This window comes from Herbaspirillum huttiense (genome assembly GCF_047300815.1).
GTDB classification, from domain to species: Bacteria; Pseudomonadota; Gammaproteobacteria; order Burkholderiales; family Burkholderiaceae_D; genus Herbaspirillum; species Herbaspirillum huttiense_A.
Window position 1 is genome coordinate 1,697,679 of the sequence record NZ_CP178608.1, and the last position, 13,654, is coordinate 1,711,332.

A 13,654-nucleotide genomic window follows, 5' to 3' on the forward strand; every position below is an offset into this window, starting at 1 on the left:
GAAAGATCGCAGTCTGTTCAAGTCCATTCCCTCAGGAGGAATCACTGCGATAAATCATGATCGTGACTTTCCCCTTTTTCGTCCAAGACCTGTTTAGAATCGTTGTCATAAGAAAATCGGATGAGACCTCCATGCAGCTTCGCCAATTTCGCTACCTGATCGCTGTCGCAGAGCATGGGAATTTCACCCGTGCGGCGGAGGCCTTGCATGTGTCGCAACCGGCGCTCTCGCAGCAGATTCTGCAGATGGAGGAAAGGCTGGGCGCCGCATTGTTTGACCGCAGCGGGCGCACCATCGTGCTCACGGATTTGGGCCATGCCTATCTCGCGCATGTGCGGCGTGCATTGCATGAACTGGAGTGCGGCCACCGGGCCATGGATGATGTACGCGACTTGTCCAAAGGTCTGGTGCGGCTGGCCTTGACCCCCACATTCATGGCCTATATCGCCGCCCCGCTGGTGACGCAATTCCACGCGCGGTTTCCCGGCATCCGCGTCACACTTCGCGAGATGTCGATGGACACCGTCGCGGCAGCCGTGCTGGCCGACGAGGTCGACCTGGGCATTGCTTTCAGCCTTGAGCGCAGTGCCGACATCGAGTGCATTCCGCTGTTCCTGGAAAAGCTTTGTCTGGTGGTCGCCAGTTCGCATCCGATTGCGCAAGCCCGCTCCGTGCGTGCCGCCGAAGTGGCCGGCATGGAACTGGCATTGCTCACCCCGAATTTCGTCACGCGGACTTACATCGATCATTACTTCGAAGACCAGTCCTTGCTCCCCACTATTTCGATCGAGGCAGATACGATCAATACGCTCGTTGAGATCGTCAAGCACAGCCAAATGGCCACCATCTTGCCCGACGCCATCGGTGCCCGGATCCCGGGCGTGAGCAATATCCTGCTGGATCCAGCGCCCGTGCCGCGAACAGCGATGTTGCTGCGACGCAAGGATCAATACCTCAGTATCGCGGCGAGGGCGTTCATGGATACGATCCTGCAATCCACGGGTCGATGGGATGAGCCGCTGGAGGGCAGCTGAGTGCTGCTGTTCAACAGGTGGCCGTGACTGTGCCGTGCCTACGCTCAAATCTGGCGCATGCCGCCGTCGACGAAGAGCTCGATGCCATTGACGAAGCTGGCGTCTTCCGAGGCAAGGAACACGGCAGCCTTGGCCACCTCATCCGGGTCGCCCACCCGGCCCATGGGAATAAGCGAGGCCAGGTGTTCCAAAAATCCTTCCTGCTGCGCCGGATCGGAACCCACCAGATCAACCAGGCCCGGCGTTTTGATGGGGCCAGGACTCAAGGTATTGACGCGGATACCCCGGCCCTTGAGATCGACGATCCAGTTGCGGGCAAACGCGCGTACGGCTGCCTTGGATGCAGCGTAGACGCTGAACGCCTCGGTCCCTCCGCTTGCCGCAGTCGACCCGGTCAGGATCACGGAAGATCCTTCGCGCAGCAAGGGCAATGCAGTCTGGACGGTGAACAGGGTTCCCTTCACGTTACGTGAGAAAGTATCGTCAACATGCTCTTCCGTGATCTGTCCAAACGGCAGGAGTGCGCCACCGCCCGCATTGGCGACCAGGATATCGAGCCGGCCATGCCGTTGGCCGATATGATCGAAGAACGCGCGCAGCTGGGACGCATCGGCCGAGTCCACCAGCACGCCCTCTACCTGAGCGCCAATGGCCGCCACGGCAGCATCGAGCTCTGGCTTGCGGCGCCCGGTGATCAATACCGTTGCGCCATGTTCGACGAAGCGTTTTGCGATGGCAAAACCGATGCCGGTGCTACCGCCGGTGACGACGGCTACTTTTCCTTCCAATTTCTTTTCCATGATCATCTTTCACGTTGGGGTACATCCAAAGGGGCGAGACGTAGCGGCAGTGTGCGTCGATGAAGGGGCGAAGAGAAGACAAGCGCTCGCCATATCATTTATGCTTAAACGAGATAAATGAGCCAATGAGCGGACGGGGGCGGCGTGAATAAACTACTTTGGATCGAATGTTTCGTTCGTTCGGTGGAAACCGGCAGTTTTTCCCTGGTTGCCAAGGAGATGCAGATCGGCCAGCCCAACGTCAGTCGCCATATTGCGTCCCTGGAGAAACTGCTGGGGACGCGGCTGCTCCATCGGTCCACGCGCCAGATGCTCCCCACCGCAGACGGTCAACGCTACTATGCCCAGGCGCGCCATGCCCTGGACGTTCTCATGGAAGCAGATTCCGACATGCGCGGTCAGCAAGACCCGCATGGACTGCTGAGAGTGGCCTGCCCCGAAAGTGTGGGCTCTGACATCATCCTGCCGGCGCTGCCACGCTTTCTCGACAGCTACCCCTCCGTCGATGTCGATCTCTGCCTGAGCGATGAATATGTTGACCTGGTCGCCCAGGGCATCGACATTGCCATCCGTGGCGGCACGCTCAAGGACAGCGCCTTTCGGGCAAGAAGAGTAGGGACTTCGCAGCGGGTCTGTGTGGCCAGCGCCGCTTACCTGCAGAAGAAAGGGATACCGGAGCAGCCGGAGGACCTGGTTCGTCATGAATGCATCATTTACACCTTGCTCGCTGGCGGCAACAAGACCTGGCCATTCAAGCAAGGTGAATTCAACGTTGGCGGACGGGTTCGCCTGAACAACCTCAATGGTGTTCGTCAAGCGGTGCTTCAGGATTTGGGGATCGCCTACCTACCGTCATGGATGGTAGCGGCCGAGCTTGCTAGTGGGCGGGTGCGGACGGTACTGGACACGCATAGCCTGGGATCGAGCCCGGTCAATGCCTTGTACCCAGCGCAGAAAACGCTGCCAAAACGGGCCAGCGTGTTCCTGGATTTCCTGGTGGAGCTGTTCAGCGCAGTGCCGGGCCTCGACGGCGTTGCGCTGTCGTCCCGGGAGCTGGTGCACTCAAGCCTTGAAGAGCTCCGATGATTGCATCATCTCTTCGGCAATCTGCCAGAGCCGGTCGGCGTTGGCAGGATCCAGGGCATAGGCGGGGACCTTCCCCAAGGCAAGCTCAGGTCGGCAATAGGCAATCTCCGCTTCATTGCAATCGTCAAAATATCGCCCGGTAATTCCCTCCAGTTCGCCCGAGGCCGCCAGAAGAACGGAGGTGGCTGCACCCTGTTGAGGCGTCTTTCGGAATGGCGCGGGCGTCTTCAGGCCGCCGGTGTGGCGCTGGAGATTGGTGGCAATTGCGCCGGGGTTCAAGGCGTTGGCCGTGATGTCATCGCCGCGCCACTTGCGCGCGATGCCAACGCAAAGCAGGATACAGGCCGTCTTTGACTGGCCATAAGCCATGATGGGGTGGTAGGGGATGAACCGAAAATCCATATCGTCCCACAGCACCGGACTCCAAAAGCTTCCCGTGGAGGACACCGAGACCACGCGTGCCCCGTTTGCCGCCTTCAGCCAGGGATGAAGGCCCTGCACCAAGGCGAAATGGCCAAGAAAATTGGTGGCGAACTGCATCTCCCTTCCTTGCGCGTTGCGCTCCAGCTCAGGCAAGGCCATCACGCCGGCGTTGTTGATGAGCGCATGCACAGGCTTGTCCCATGCCGAAACAAAACGGCGCACGGAAGCGAGGTCGGCAACGTCGAGCTCGCGCACATCGATGGCGCTGTTTCCCGATGCCTGGCGCAAGCTGGCCGCAGCGGCCTCTGCGGCGTGCGGCCGGCGCGCCGCAATCGTCACGGCGGCCCCCGCGCTGGCCAGCGCCAGTACCGTTTCATATCCGATACCGCTGCCCCCGCCCGTGACGATCATCGTCTTGCCGGTGAGATCAACGCCTTCAAGGACTTGTGCAGCGGTGGAGGAAAAGTCAAAGCGGGTCTTGATTCTTTGCATGGTGAATACCTGCGTCAGCGTGGTTGATGGGCCATGCCTGGCCAACGCCGTCGTCAGCCAGGCACCCGGTGACGAAAGCATAGATTGCGGAGATAATTCTGATAAGCCATGCAATCCAGCATGAAATGATGAGCAAAATCGAACAATGAGATCTACTGCCATTTCTGAATTGAATGCGGCTGTCGCGGTGGCGACCTACGGCAATTTCCGCCGTGCCGCGACTGCATTGGGCGTATCCCCTTCAGCGCTCAGCCACGCCGTCTCTTCACTGGAGCAGCATCTGGGTGTGCGGCTGTTCAACAGAACCACCCGAAGCGTGTCGCTCACGCAAGCGGGGCAGACCTTCCTGGATCGGGTGCAGCCCGCGCTCAACGAAATTGCCCTTGCCACCGAGTCCGTCAACGAGCACCGGGACTCCCCGCGCGGGACCCTGCGCCTGAACATGGCAGAGGCTGCCGCATCGCAGATCCTGGGGCCGCTGGTCCTGGCGTTCTGCGAGCGTTACCCCGACATGTCCGTGGAAATCGTTTCTGACGACAGGCTCGTCGATATCGTGGCAGAGGGTTTCGATGCGGGGGTCAGGCTGGTGGATCAGATTCCCCAGGACATGATCAGCTTCCCCTTGGGCGGGCAGCAGCGCCACATCGTGGTCGGGGCGCCGGGCTATTTCGAGGGCCGGCGTTTTCCCAAAACGCCCGGTGACCTGGCGGACCATGTGTGTATCCGGATGCGCTACGGTAACGGGCCGACTTACCGATGGGAATTCAGCAAGCACGGCAAGACACGCAAGGTGGAGGTATTCGGTCCGCTGTTGCTGGACAACCATCACCTGGTGCTGGCAGCCGCCGTGGGCGGGGCCGGGTTGGCTTACGTCAGCGAGTGGTCAGCGCGGCAGGCTCTTTCTGAAGGGAGTTTGGTCCAGGTCTTGTCGGACTGGACACCTTCCTACCCTGGCCTCGGTTTGTATTACCCGCAGAATCGATACGTTCCTGCGGGACTGAGGGCCTTTGTCGATCTTGTGCGGGAGACCCGCGCCCTTTCCGGCACAGAGGCAAATCGCCACACCGTGCGGAAACGTCGCAGCGCCAGCAAGCGGGAAACGCCCTGAGAGATGTGCTGTGCCGTAGTATCGCGGCCGCCTCAATGGAGCGTATCCGCCGCGCCTGCCGGGATATCTGCAGACAGCGCCAGCGCTTCGTTCTCCTCGATGAAGAGCAGAAATTCCATATGATTGCGGGCATGCACCCAGGCCGCCAGCGTGCGTCCGCTTTGCATCTGCAAGCTGCTGATGCGCCGGGTGATCAGCGCGCCCAGATGCTGCCTGATTTCGCAGGGTTCAGCGCCCGCCGCATGCATGCCGACCAGGCAATTTCGGGTGGCATTGCGGATCAGGTCGCCGACGATCAGGTTGGCCCCGGCCATCTCGGCCAGCTCCTGCACGATCAACGCATATCGGTGGGCAATCTCTTCTGCAAAACTGTTTAGCATTTTTACTCCTCCCGTCCAGCTTAAACCGGTCAGGGCAACGCAGGCCATCGGGAAAATCCTGAGAAGCGCGCCCGCACGGGGCGCGCGCGGACGTTTCATCTCAGGCAATCTCTGATAGCGAAGCCTCCCGGCGCGAACAATAATGGCCTCACGAGACGTCACCGTTCAGGGAGGAGCAATGGAAGTGTGTCCGATCAAGGTGGCGTCCCGGGCGGCCAAGGGATTCGTGGCTGCCGTGTGCATCATCATCATTTTGTTGGAAGCCTGGACCAGCTGGCACGAGCGTACGGCCGAGATGGAGGAGTCCTCGCGCGCCACCGCCAACATGGCGCTGGCGCTGGCCCAGCATGCCGACCAGGCGCTGGACGAAGTCGATATCGTGCTCAAGGCCGTCATCGAGCAGGCCCAGGGCAAGCCGCTGGCCGCCGCAGGCAAGGAGCGTCTGCACAACTTCCTGGTGCGCAACGTGGGCGAGGTCCCGCAACTGGCAGGCCTGTTCATCTACGACGAAAAAGGGAGGTGGGTGGCCACCTCCCAGCCCGTCCTCGAAACACGGTTCAACAACAGCGACCGTGACTATTTCCAGTATCACAGCGCGCATCGCCGCGACACCGTCTTCATCGGCAAGCCCATCCGCAGCAAGTCCACCGGCCACTGGGTGCTCACCATGAGCCGGCGCCTCAACAAGCCCGATGGCACCTTCGGCGGGGTGGTACTGGCTACGCTCGATATCCAGTTCTTCGAGCGCTACTATCACAAGTTCGATATCGGGCAGCAGGGGGCCATCCTGTTCGGTTCCAATGATTCCACCGTGCTGTACCGCCGTCCGCTGCTGGCTGACTCCATGGGCAAATCGCTGGCGCAGTCGCCCTTGTTCCAGCAGCACGTCAGCACGGCAGACGCCGGCCAGGTAACGATACGTTCCCACCAGGACGGCGTGTCGCGCATCCATGGCTTCAAGCATCTGGGCAATTATCCGCTGTTCGTCATCGTGGCCGTATCGGAAGACGAGATCCTGCAGAATTGGCTGCGCCACGCCATTGTGCGGGCCATCGGGGTCGCGCTGCTGCTGCTGGCCATCGCCTACGGCGGCAACAAGATGGTGGCGCAGGTGTCGCTGCGGGAGCGTGCCCAGGCCGAGGCGGTCCGCGCCCGGGGCGAGCTTGAAACGATGTTCGAATTGCTACAGAAGCAGTCGCGCCGCGACGGGCTCACCGGCGCCGTCAACCGCCGTCACTTCGACGAACTGCTGGACGCAGAGGCCGCGCGCTTCGCGCGGGTGGGTGGGATGTTTTCATTGCTCATGATCGATGTGGATCATTTCAAGCAATACAACGACCATTATGGTCACGTGGTGGGCGACGTCTGCCTGAGGAACATTGCGGCCGCCATCACCCATGCAGCCCAGCGCGAGATCGACACCGTCGCGCGCTACGGCGGCGAAGAATTTTCGGTATTGCTGCCAGAGTGCGGCAGCGCCGGCGCCCTGGTGGTGGCCGAACGAATCATCGAGGCCGTGAAGGCCCTGGGCATTCCGCATGCAGCTTCCCACAAGGGACTGGTCAGCGTGAGTATCGGCGTCACCTCCATCGCCTCCGGCGACGGATTTTCCTGGCAACCGCGCGAACTGGTCGAAAGCGCCGACAAGGCGCTTTACCAGGCCAAGGAAGCAGGACGGGACAGGGCGGTCTTCCGCGAATTTATCGCCAGGAAACCGACGCTGGCCTGGTCCGCCTAGCCGGGGCCCCGGCCCTTCATTACGGCTTTTGTGGTTTGTCGGCCTCGGGATCTTCACTGGCCGCATTCGGGCTTTTCTCCACCAGTACCCCGCCGCGTCCGGCGCGCTGGATGCCGGCCGGTGCGTTCAGCGGCGGCTGTCCGCCCAGCGTCCCTTCATGGCCTTCCGCTTCCTTTTCGAAGCGGGTCTCGGTGGGGCCTTCCTTGGGGCGGCGCGATTGATCCTCGGTGTGCTCGGCGTCGTGTTGCGCGGCGTTTTCTGGCAAGTTCATGGCGGTCTCCCTGAAAACCCCAAGATAGCCCCGCCGGCCTGGCTGCGTTATCAGCGGCGCACGCACAATGAAGTCAGCCAGGCACGGACAAATCTCAGTCGGGCTCGTCCAGGGCGTGCATTGCGCGCAGACGGACTTTTTCCATGGCCTGCAGCAAAGCTTCACATTCGTTGCGCTCCAGGGCCTGCAACAGATAGGCTTCGCGCGCCTGGACCATCGGTACGATCTTGCGGTAGAGCTTGCGGCCCTGCGCCGTGGGCTTGACCAGCCGCGCACGCGCATCGTCCGGGCTGGGCTGGCGCACCACCAATCCCTCCTGTTCCATGCGCGCCAGCGCCCGGCTGACCTGCATCTTGTCCAGCGAGGCGTGCGGGACCAGGTCGCTGGCCTGCATCTGGCCCTCTTCGGCCAGGGCCGCCAGGATGCGCCATTCATCCCGGCTCAGGCCAAACCGATCCGAATAGACAGCGGCGACCGACCGGCTCACGGCCTCGGCGAGCTGCGCCAATTGATAGGGGAAGAAGGTTTGCAGTTTCATGCCCGGATGGTAACAGACGTTACCATCCGGGCGCAGCCATTGCGCGCTTGATCCACATCAAGAAGCATGCACGCGCCGCAAGGCCGGCGCAACTTGCGCGTTGACCCGGGCTGTGCGCTCTCCATATAGTAACAACCGTTACTAATTTGAAAAATGAACTTTTCAGGAGACTGCCATGAAGATCGACCGCATCCACCACGTCGCCTACCGCTGCAAGGACGCCAGACAAACCGTCCTCTGGTACCAGAAATACCTGAACATGGATTTCATCCTGGCCATTGCCGAAGACCAGGTGCCGTCCACCAAGGCGCCCGATCCTTACATGCACGTCTTCCTCGATGCCGGCCAGGGCAATGTGCTGGCCTTCTTCGAGATCCCCAATTCACCGCCCATGGGGCGCGACACCAATACCCCGGCATGGGTGCAGCACATCGCCTTCAAGGTCGACAGCGAGGCTACCCTCAAGGAGGTCATGCAGCGGCTGCAGGCCGATGGCATCGACGTGGTCGGGGTCACCGATCACACTATTTTCAAATCCATTTATTTTTTCGATCCCAGCGGCCACCGTGTGGAATTGGCAGCCGATTGCGCCAGCCCGCAGCAGTTGCAGCGTCTTGATGAGGTCAAGTGGGAGATGCTGGACGAATGGGCGCGCACCCGGCGCGCACCCAGGCACGCGGCCTGGATGCATGCGCAGGAGTTCACGCCGGCGGCGCAGTGAGCGCGTCCAGGCTCAGTAGATGTCCAGTCCGAAGTACTGCGCGACGTCGCCTTCGGTCCAGTCCTTGATGACATTGCGTTCCAGCAGCACGCGATACTGCGAGCGTTGCACACCGGCGGCTTCCTGGATGATGCGGCTCTCCAGGGTGTAGAGCGTTTCGTGGATGCGTGTCGTCATCGAGACATGCTTGATGATGCTGCCCACTTCCGCGTCTTGTTGATCGTCATTGGCGGGGATATCCATCAGCGCGCTCTCATTTCATCTGCGCGCGCCGCGCCAGGATCTTTTCGATCTTTTCCTTGAGCGTGGTGGCGTTGAAAGGTTTGACGATGTAGCCATCGGCGCCTTCCTGGGCGGCCGTGACGATGTTTTCCTTCTTGGCTTCGGCCGTGATCATCAATACCGGCAGGTGGGCCAGCGCAGGCGTGCCGCGGATTTTCTTGAGCAGGGTCAGGCCATCCATGACGGGCATGTTCCAGTCCGTCAGCACGAAGGTGATGTTGGAAGCGCCGGACTCCAGGATTTTCAGCGCCGTGGAGCCATCATCGGCTTCCACGATCTTGGTGTATTCGAGTTCCTTGAGCAGGCCGCTGACGATGCGGCGCATCGTCGAGAAATCATCGACGACGAGAAAGTGTTGGTCTGTATCAGCCATAGTGAAAAGCTACCTTGAGGGGGAAGGTGTAATGTACTGCAATGAGCAAAAAGCATGCCGATGGCACGCTGCACCGCCGCCCGGTGATGCTGCCGCCAGCAGCGCACAGGTGGGGCCGAAGCCGCCACCGCGTGCTGCACGAGGGCTGTATGCCGGGTCAGTGGGGCACAGTGGCTGTTCTCAGTTGCTCAAGGCCCACTTGCCTGCGCTGTTCTTGCAATAACGCAACTTGAGCGGTTCGGTGCCACGCTTGCTGCTCACGACCAGGTCCACATTGGCGCAGGGCGGGGTGCTCTGCTCGAAGGTCGGAGTGATCTTGGCCGTGGTGCCGGGCTTGGGCCCGTCCGTCCACTGCGAGGTCTTGCCGCTCACGCCGGCATCCAGGGAAGCGGTAATGGCGGCGTAGAGGGAATTGATCTGTTCCTTCTTCAGGTCGGCCACGGCCGTGTTGGAGAAGAAGTCCAGGTTGGCCTGCGCGTGCACCTGATGGCTCAGAGTGGCGGCGCATATCAGGCCAGCCTGGGCGGCCAGCTTCAGGAAGCGGAAGCGTGAGTGGGGGCGCTTGTTCATGGCTTGCTCTTTTCTCGATATCGGAAGGTCAATGGCGTCGTCCGCACCGGGGGGGAGGCAGCGACGTTCCAGTCCACGTTTATACCAGAAGTCACGTCATGGCCAAACTTGCGCTTGCGCAGTAAAGACCTTGCTGTTCCGGTTTTGCGTTGCGTTGTGGCTCGTCATAATGCGCCAGGCTGGCGGTAATGCGCAGGCGGTGCTGGTGCAAACGATTGCAGCGATTCATTTCCGATACAAGAAAAGGGGAAGCGATGAAGTCATGTCTGATGCGTGCCAGCCTGGCCGCTGGCGTCCTGGGCGCGGTCCTGTCGATCCTGCCCTCTGCGGCCCCGGCCCAGGCAGCCGCCACTGCGGCGGTGCAGGCGGTGGCTTCCGGCGTGCGCTATCAGATGATCGGCCGCTGGGATGTTGACAAGCTCAACACCATCCTGCAAAAGGACACGCCGGCCTTCTCCGGCGTGCCCGTCACCTATTCGCCCGCGCGCAATGCCGTGCTGCTCTACCGCATCACGTATCCTTCCGTGATTCCGGAGCGCGGCAACCAGCCCATCCTGGCCTCGGGCCTGCTGGCGCTGCCGGACACGCCGGCCAGGTCCTTTTCATTGGTGTCCTACCAGCACGGCACCGTCTACGAGCGCCAGCAGGTGCCCTCCTTCCCCGAACAATCACCCGAAACGCAGCTGATGATTGCCCAGTTCGCCGGACAGGGCTATGCGCTCATCGGTGCGGATTATTTCGGCATGGGTATTTCCGGTGAGCCGGAAGGCTACATGGTCAAGGGCAGTCACCAGCAAGCCACCTACGACATGCTGCTGGCTGCGCGCAGCGTGCTGGCCAGCATGGGCGTAGGGGAGGACAAGCTGTTCCTGTCCGGGTGGTCGCAGGGTGGTTTCGTGACCATGGCCTTCCTCGAAAAACTGGAAGCGGCCGGTGTCAAGGTGGATGCGGCCACCACGGCCAGTGCTCCGCTGGACGTATTTGCACTGCTCGAAGGATTTCTCACTTTTCCGCGCCCCAACGATGCTGCCTGGCTCAACAGCATCGTGATCCTGTCGGCCTTTGCCTTCGAAAATTATTATGGCGTGCCCGGCCTGGCGCGCTCGGTGCTCACCGATGCGTCCTATCCGGTGGCCAAGAAAGCCTACGATCGCCAGCCCTTCAATGTGGCCGATATCCCGACCGACCTGCACAAGCTGATGCGGCCCGAATATTTTGACCCCCAATATTTCGCCCGGTCGGCCTACGGCCGCCTGATTGCGACCACCCAGGCCTACCGCTGGGTGATCCGTTCGGACGTGCGCAATTACTATGGCGAAACCGACGAGGCCATCACCCCCGGCGTGGGCCGCATGGCGATGACCTATGCGCAGGCCATGGGCGCCGGCAACGCACGGGTACAGGCGGTCTCCACCGGGCCGACCACCCATCGCGGCACCTTTGCCACGGCGGTGCCCGCCTGGAAGCGCTGGTTTGATGAGAAGGCGGCGGGCCAATAGCGCGCCGCAGCTGGCGGTAAGGTGAGACAGGTCCGGGGCAAGCTTGCAAGGGCCGATCAGACCTGTCTCTGCCCCTTTATTCCCCCCTGAGCCGGCAGCTCATCCGTCTTATCATCGCCGTGCCGGTACTCCCGCCGGCCTTGTCCGACTCCACTGCGCAATCCACATGAATCCTCTCCGCCGTCTCCGCCTTGGCACCCGTCTTGCTGCGGGCTTTGCTGCCCTCCTGCTGTTGCTGGTCATCATTACCTTCATCGGGATCACGCGCATGTCCTCCCTGGATGCGACTTCCTCCGAGTTGAGCAGCGGAATTTATCCCAAGGTCAATGCGGCCCAGAAGATGCAATACCTGATGATGAACATCGCCCGGTCGGCGCGCAACATCATCATCCTCGAAGATGATGCGCAGATGAACAGCAACAAGCAGTCCATCGACAAGGATCTGGCGGAATTCCAGAAGGCCCTCGAATTTGTCCGCGCCCGTGTGGTGACCGACGAGGGCCGCCGTCTGTCTGCCCTGGTCGATGAACAAAGCAAGGCGTATTTCGCGTTCACGGGCGATGTGGTCGCCCTTGGCCTGAAGAACCAGAACCTGGAAGCACAGCGCCTGCTGTTCGGTCCGCGCTACAAGACCCAGGGCGAACTGCTGGCCACGCTCCAGCAACTGGTTGCCTTGTTTGAAGGCCAGATGCGCACCGCCAGCGAGGCCGCCCACGCAACTTATGTTACCTCTGCAACTATCCTCGGCGTCTCGGCGGCAGTGGCGATCCTGCTGGGCCTGATCGCTGCGCTGGCCATCAGCCGCTCCATCACCGTACCCATGGCCGATGCCGTCGATGCGGCCCGAAAGGTCGCCAATGGCGACCTGACCAAGACCATCAACGACCGCGCGCCGGATGAAACCGGTGACCTGCTGGGCGCACTGCGCGAGATGAATACCGCCCTGGTCGATATCGTCGCCAACGTGCGCACGGGGGCGGACACCATCGCCACCGCGTCACAGGAAATCGCGGCCGGCAACCAGGACCTGTCGGCGCGTACCGAACACCAGGCCAGCTCGCTGGAAGAAACCGCTTCCTCGATGGAAGAGCTGACCTCCACCGTGCAGCAAAACAGCGCCAACGCACGCCAGGCCGCCGAGATGGCACAAGCCGCTTCGCACATCGCCGGCCAGGGTGGCGCCATCGTGGGCGAGGTGGTCAGCACCATGGACGCCATCGATGCCTCCGCGCGCAAGATCGTGGACATCATCGGGGTGATCGACGGCATCGCCTTCCAGACCAATATCCTGGCGCTCAACGCCGCAGTGGAAGCGGCGCGCGCAGGCGAACAGGGACGCGGCTTTGCGGTGGTGGCCACCGAAGTGCGCAGCCTGGCCCAGCGCTCGGCGGCGGCCGCCAAGGAAATCAAGGTCTTGATTGGCGACTCGGTGGAGAAGGTCGATTCCGGTGCCCAGCTGGTCAAGAAGGCCGGCCAGACCATGGACGAAATCGTGCAGAGCGTGGCCCAGGTCAATACCATCATCGGACAGATCAGCGCCGCCGGCGAAGAGCAGCGTGCCGGCATCGAACAGGTGCATCAGGCCGTGTCGCAGATGGATGAAGTCACCCAGCAGAATGCTGCCCTGGTGGAAGAGGCCGCTGCTGCCTCGCGTTCCATGCAAGGGCAGGCTGCCGAGCTGGCCGAGAAGGTGGCCGTCTTCCGCTTGCCGCAGCAGGCGCGCTCAGCGTTGGGATAAGGCGCAGGGGCTGTTCAGGTGGCGTCACCCAAGAAAAGCTGTCCGGACATCGGGCAGCTTTTTTTATGGGCAATTGGCGCCGCCGATGAGCCATGGCCCGCGACGGCTGGTGCAAAGGGATGTGGGAAGCAAGCCGCAACCGGGGCCGGTTGCGGCGAGGAAGATGGAACGTGAACCGGCCTTGGCGCAGGCCTCAGTTGTCGGGCAGTTCGCCCTTGGCGGCCAGGTCGATGGCGCGCACGATGGCCACGGCTTTTTCGATCACTTCGGCCTGGCTGGAGACGCGCATGCTCTTCTTGAGGTGATGGATGTGGTCGCGGGTCTTGCGGCTCACCGGAACATTGAGGAAACCATCCGGTTCGGTCAGGAACTGGGGTGGAACCACCACGACGGGCTCGACGGTCTTGGAACGCTTGGGCATGGGTATCTCCCTTGTGATTGGTCTGGAAATGACGTTGGTAGAATGCCTGCGGCAATATAACTTTGATCGTGAAGACAGAAGAACTTATTTCCTCGATTTTACGATGATTATCTGTCCGCTCTTATTGGGCGGGAATGCTGAGGCTGATCTTTGACGAGATCGCAACAGCGATGATGCCCC

At 61.5% G+C, this 13,654-nt stretch carries 17 protein-coding genes; 8 read left to right on the plus strand and 9 right to left on the minus strand.

Annotated features, from left to right (window positions below; all coding sequences use genetic code 11):
• Positions 1-56: 56 nt before the first annotated feature.
• On the plus strand, positions 57-1,034 hold the full coding sequence (gene cynR / locus ACLRDN_RS07670) for a transcriptional regulator CynR (protein WP_413459648.1): 978 nt from the start codon (positions 57-59) through the stop codon (positions 1,032-1,034).
• Positions 1,035-1,078: 44 nt separating this feature from the next.
• Here cynR and ACLRDN_RS07675 read toward each other — a convergent pair whose 3' ends face one another.
• Positions 1,079-1,834 carry an SDR family NAD(P)-dependent oxidoreductase gene (locus ACLRDN_RS07675; protein ID WP_413460360.1) on the minus strand — a complete coding sequence of 252 codons (756 nt, stop codon included), beginning with the start codon at positions 1,832-1,834 and terminating at the stop codon, positions 1,079-1,081.
• A gap of 144 nt (positions 1,835-1,978) precedes the next feature.
• On the opposite strand from ACLRDN_RS07675, the gene ACLRDN_RS07680 reads away from it, so the two are divergent.
• Complete coding sequence (locus tag ACLRDN_RS07680; protein WP_413459649.1) at positions 1,979-2,920, plus strand: LysR substrate-binding domain-containing protein; 942 nt, start codon at positions 1,979-1,981, stop codon at positions 2,918-2,920.
• Here ACLRDN_RS07680 and ACLRDN_RS07685 read toward each other — a convergent pair.
• Positions 2,897-3,835, minus strand: a complete 939-nt coding sequence (locus ACLRDN_RS07685) for an SDR family NAD(P)-dependent oxidoreductase (RefSeq protein ID WP_413459650.1) — start codon at positions 3,833-3,835, stop codon at positions 2,897-2,899. The genes ACLRDN_RS07680 and ACLRDN_RS07685 overlap by 24 nt on opposite strands.
• Before the next feature lie 145 nt (positions 3,836-3,980).
• Between ACLRDN_RS07685 and ACLRDN_RS07690 the strand changes: the two genes are divergently transcribed.
• On the plus strand, positions 3,981-4,943 hold the full coding sequence (locus ACLRDN_RS07690; protein WP_413459651.1) for a LysR substrate-binding domain-containing protein: 963 nt from the start codon (positions 3,981-3,983) through the stop codon (positions 4,941-4,943).
• Between the two features lie 32 nt (positions 4,944-4,975).
• Here the strand turns inward: ACLRDN_RS07690 and ACLRDN_RS07695 are convergent, their stop codons facing one another.
• The gene (locus tag ACLRDN_RS07695) at positions 4,976-5,422 is read right to left on the minus strand and encodes a hypothetical protein (protein WP_413459652.1); all 447 of its coding nucleotides are present in this window, start codon (positions 5,420-5,422) and stop codon (positions 4,976-4,978) included.
• Positions 5,423-5,501: 79 nt separating this feature from the next.
• On the opposite strand from ACLRDN_RS07695, the gene ACLRDN_RS07700 reads away from it, so the two are divergent.
• A complete protein-coding gene (locus tag ACLRDN_RS07700) occupies positions 5,502-7,061 on the plus strand; it encodes a diguanylate cyclase (RefSeq protein WP_413459653.1) in 1,560 nt (519 codons plus the stop codon).
• A gap of 19 nt (positions 7,062-7,080) precedes the next feature.
• Here ACLRDN_RS07700 and ACLRDN_RS07705 read toward each other — a convergent pair whose 3' ends face one another.
• Positions 7,081-7,332 (minus strand): hypothetical protein, encoded by a 252-nt coding sequence (locus ACLRDN_RS07705; RefSeq protein WP_413459654.1) that lies wholly within the window; start codon positions 7,330-7,332, stop codon positions 7,081-7,083.
• Positions 7,333-7,426: 94 nt separating this feature from the next.
• Positions 7,427-7,870 (minus strand): MarR family winged helix-turn-helix transcriptional regulator, encoded by a 444-nt coding sequence (locus tag ACLRDN_RS07710; protein WP_413459655.1) that lies wholly within the window; start codon positions 7,868-7,870, stop codon positions 7,427-7,429.
• Positions 7,871-8,045: 175 nt separating this feature from the next.
• On the opposite strand from ACLRDN_RS07710, the gene ACLRDN_RS07715 reads away from it, so the two are divergent.
• Positions 8,046-8,591, plus strand: a complete 546-nt coding sequence (locus tag ACLRDN_RS07715; protein ID WP_413459656.1) for a VOC family protein — start codon at positions 8,046-8,048, stop codon at positions 8,589-8,591.
• Between the two features lie 12 nt (positions 8,592-8,603).
• On the opposite strand, the gene ACLRDN_RS07720 is transcribed toward ACLRDN_RS07715, so the two are convergent.
• From ACLRDN_RS07720 to ACLRDN_RS07730, 3 genes are all read right to left on the minus strand, one after another.
• A complete protein-coding gene (locus tag ACLRDN_RS07720) occupies positions 8,604-8,834 on the minus strand; it encodes a hypothetical protein (protein ID WP_413459657.1) in 231 nt (76 codons plus the stop codon).
• A 10-nt stretch (positions 8,835-8,844) separates the two neighbouring features.
• On the minus strand, positions 8,845-9,246 hold the full coding sequence (locus ACLRDN_RS07725) for a response regulator (RefSeq protein WP_413459658.1): 402 nt from the start codon (positions 9,244-9,246) through the stop codon (positions 8,845-8,847).
• A gap of 180 nt (positions 9,247-9,426) precedes the next feature.
• On the minus strand, positions 9,427-9,816 hold the full coding sequence (locus ACLRDN_RS07730; RefSeq protein WP_413459659.1) for a hypothetical protein: 390 nt from the start codon (positions 9,814-9,816) through the stop codon (positions 9,427-9,429).
• A 254-nt stretch (positions 9,817-10,070) separates the two neighbouring features.
• Between ACLRDN_RS07730 and ACLRDN_RS07735 the strand changes: the two genes are divergently transcribed.
• Together ACLRDN_RS07735 and ACLRDN_RS07740 are read left to right on the plus strand one after the other, a co-directional pair.
• Positions 10,071-11,315 (plus strand): alpha/beta hydrolase family protein, encoded by a 1,245-nt coding sequence (locus ACLRDN_RS07735; RefSeq protein WP_413459660.1) that lies wholly within the window; start codon positions 10,071-10,073, stop codon positions 11,313-11,315.
• 166 nt (positions 11,316-11,481) lie between these two features.
• Positions 11,482-13,053 carry a methyl-accepting chemotaxis protein gene (locus ACLRDN_RS07740; RefSeq protein ID WP_413459661.1) on the plus strand — a complete coding sequence of 524 codons (1,572 nt, stop codon included), beginning with the start codon at positions 11,482-11,484 and terminating at the stop codon, positions 13,051-13,053.
• Between the two features lie 193 nt (positions 13,054-13,246).
• Here the strand turns inward: ACLRDN_RS07740 and ACLRDN_RS07745 are convergent, their stop codons facing one another.
• A complete protein-coding gene (locus ACLRDN_RS07745; protein WP_088756648.1) occupies positions 13,247-13,474 on the minus strand; it encodes a hypothetical protein in 228 nt (75 codons plus the stop codon).
• On the opposite strand from ACLRDN_RS07745, the gene ACLRDN_RS07750 reads away from it, so the two are divergent.
• The gene (locus ACLRDN_RS07750) at positions 13,473-13,628 is read left to right on the plus strand and encodes a hypothetical protein (protein WP_413459662.1); all 156 of its coding nucleotides are present in this window, start codon (positions 13,473-13,475) and stop codon (positions 13,626-13,628) included. The two genes, ACLRDN_RS07745 and ACLRDN_RS07750, sit on opposite strands and share 2 nt — an antisense overlap.
• Positions 13,629-13,654: the final 26 nt, after the last annotated feature.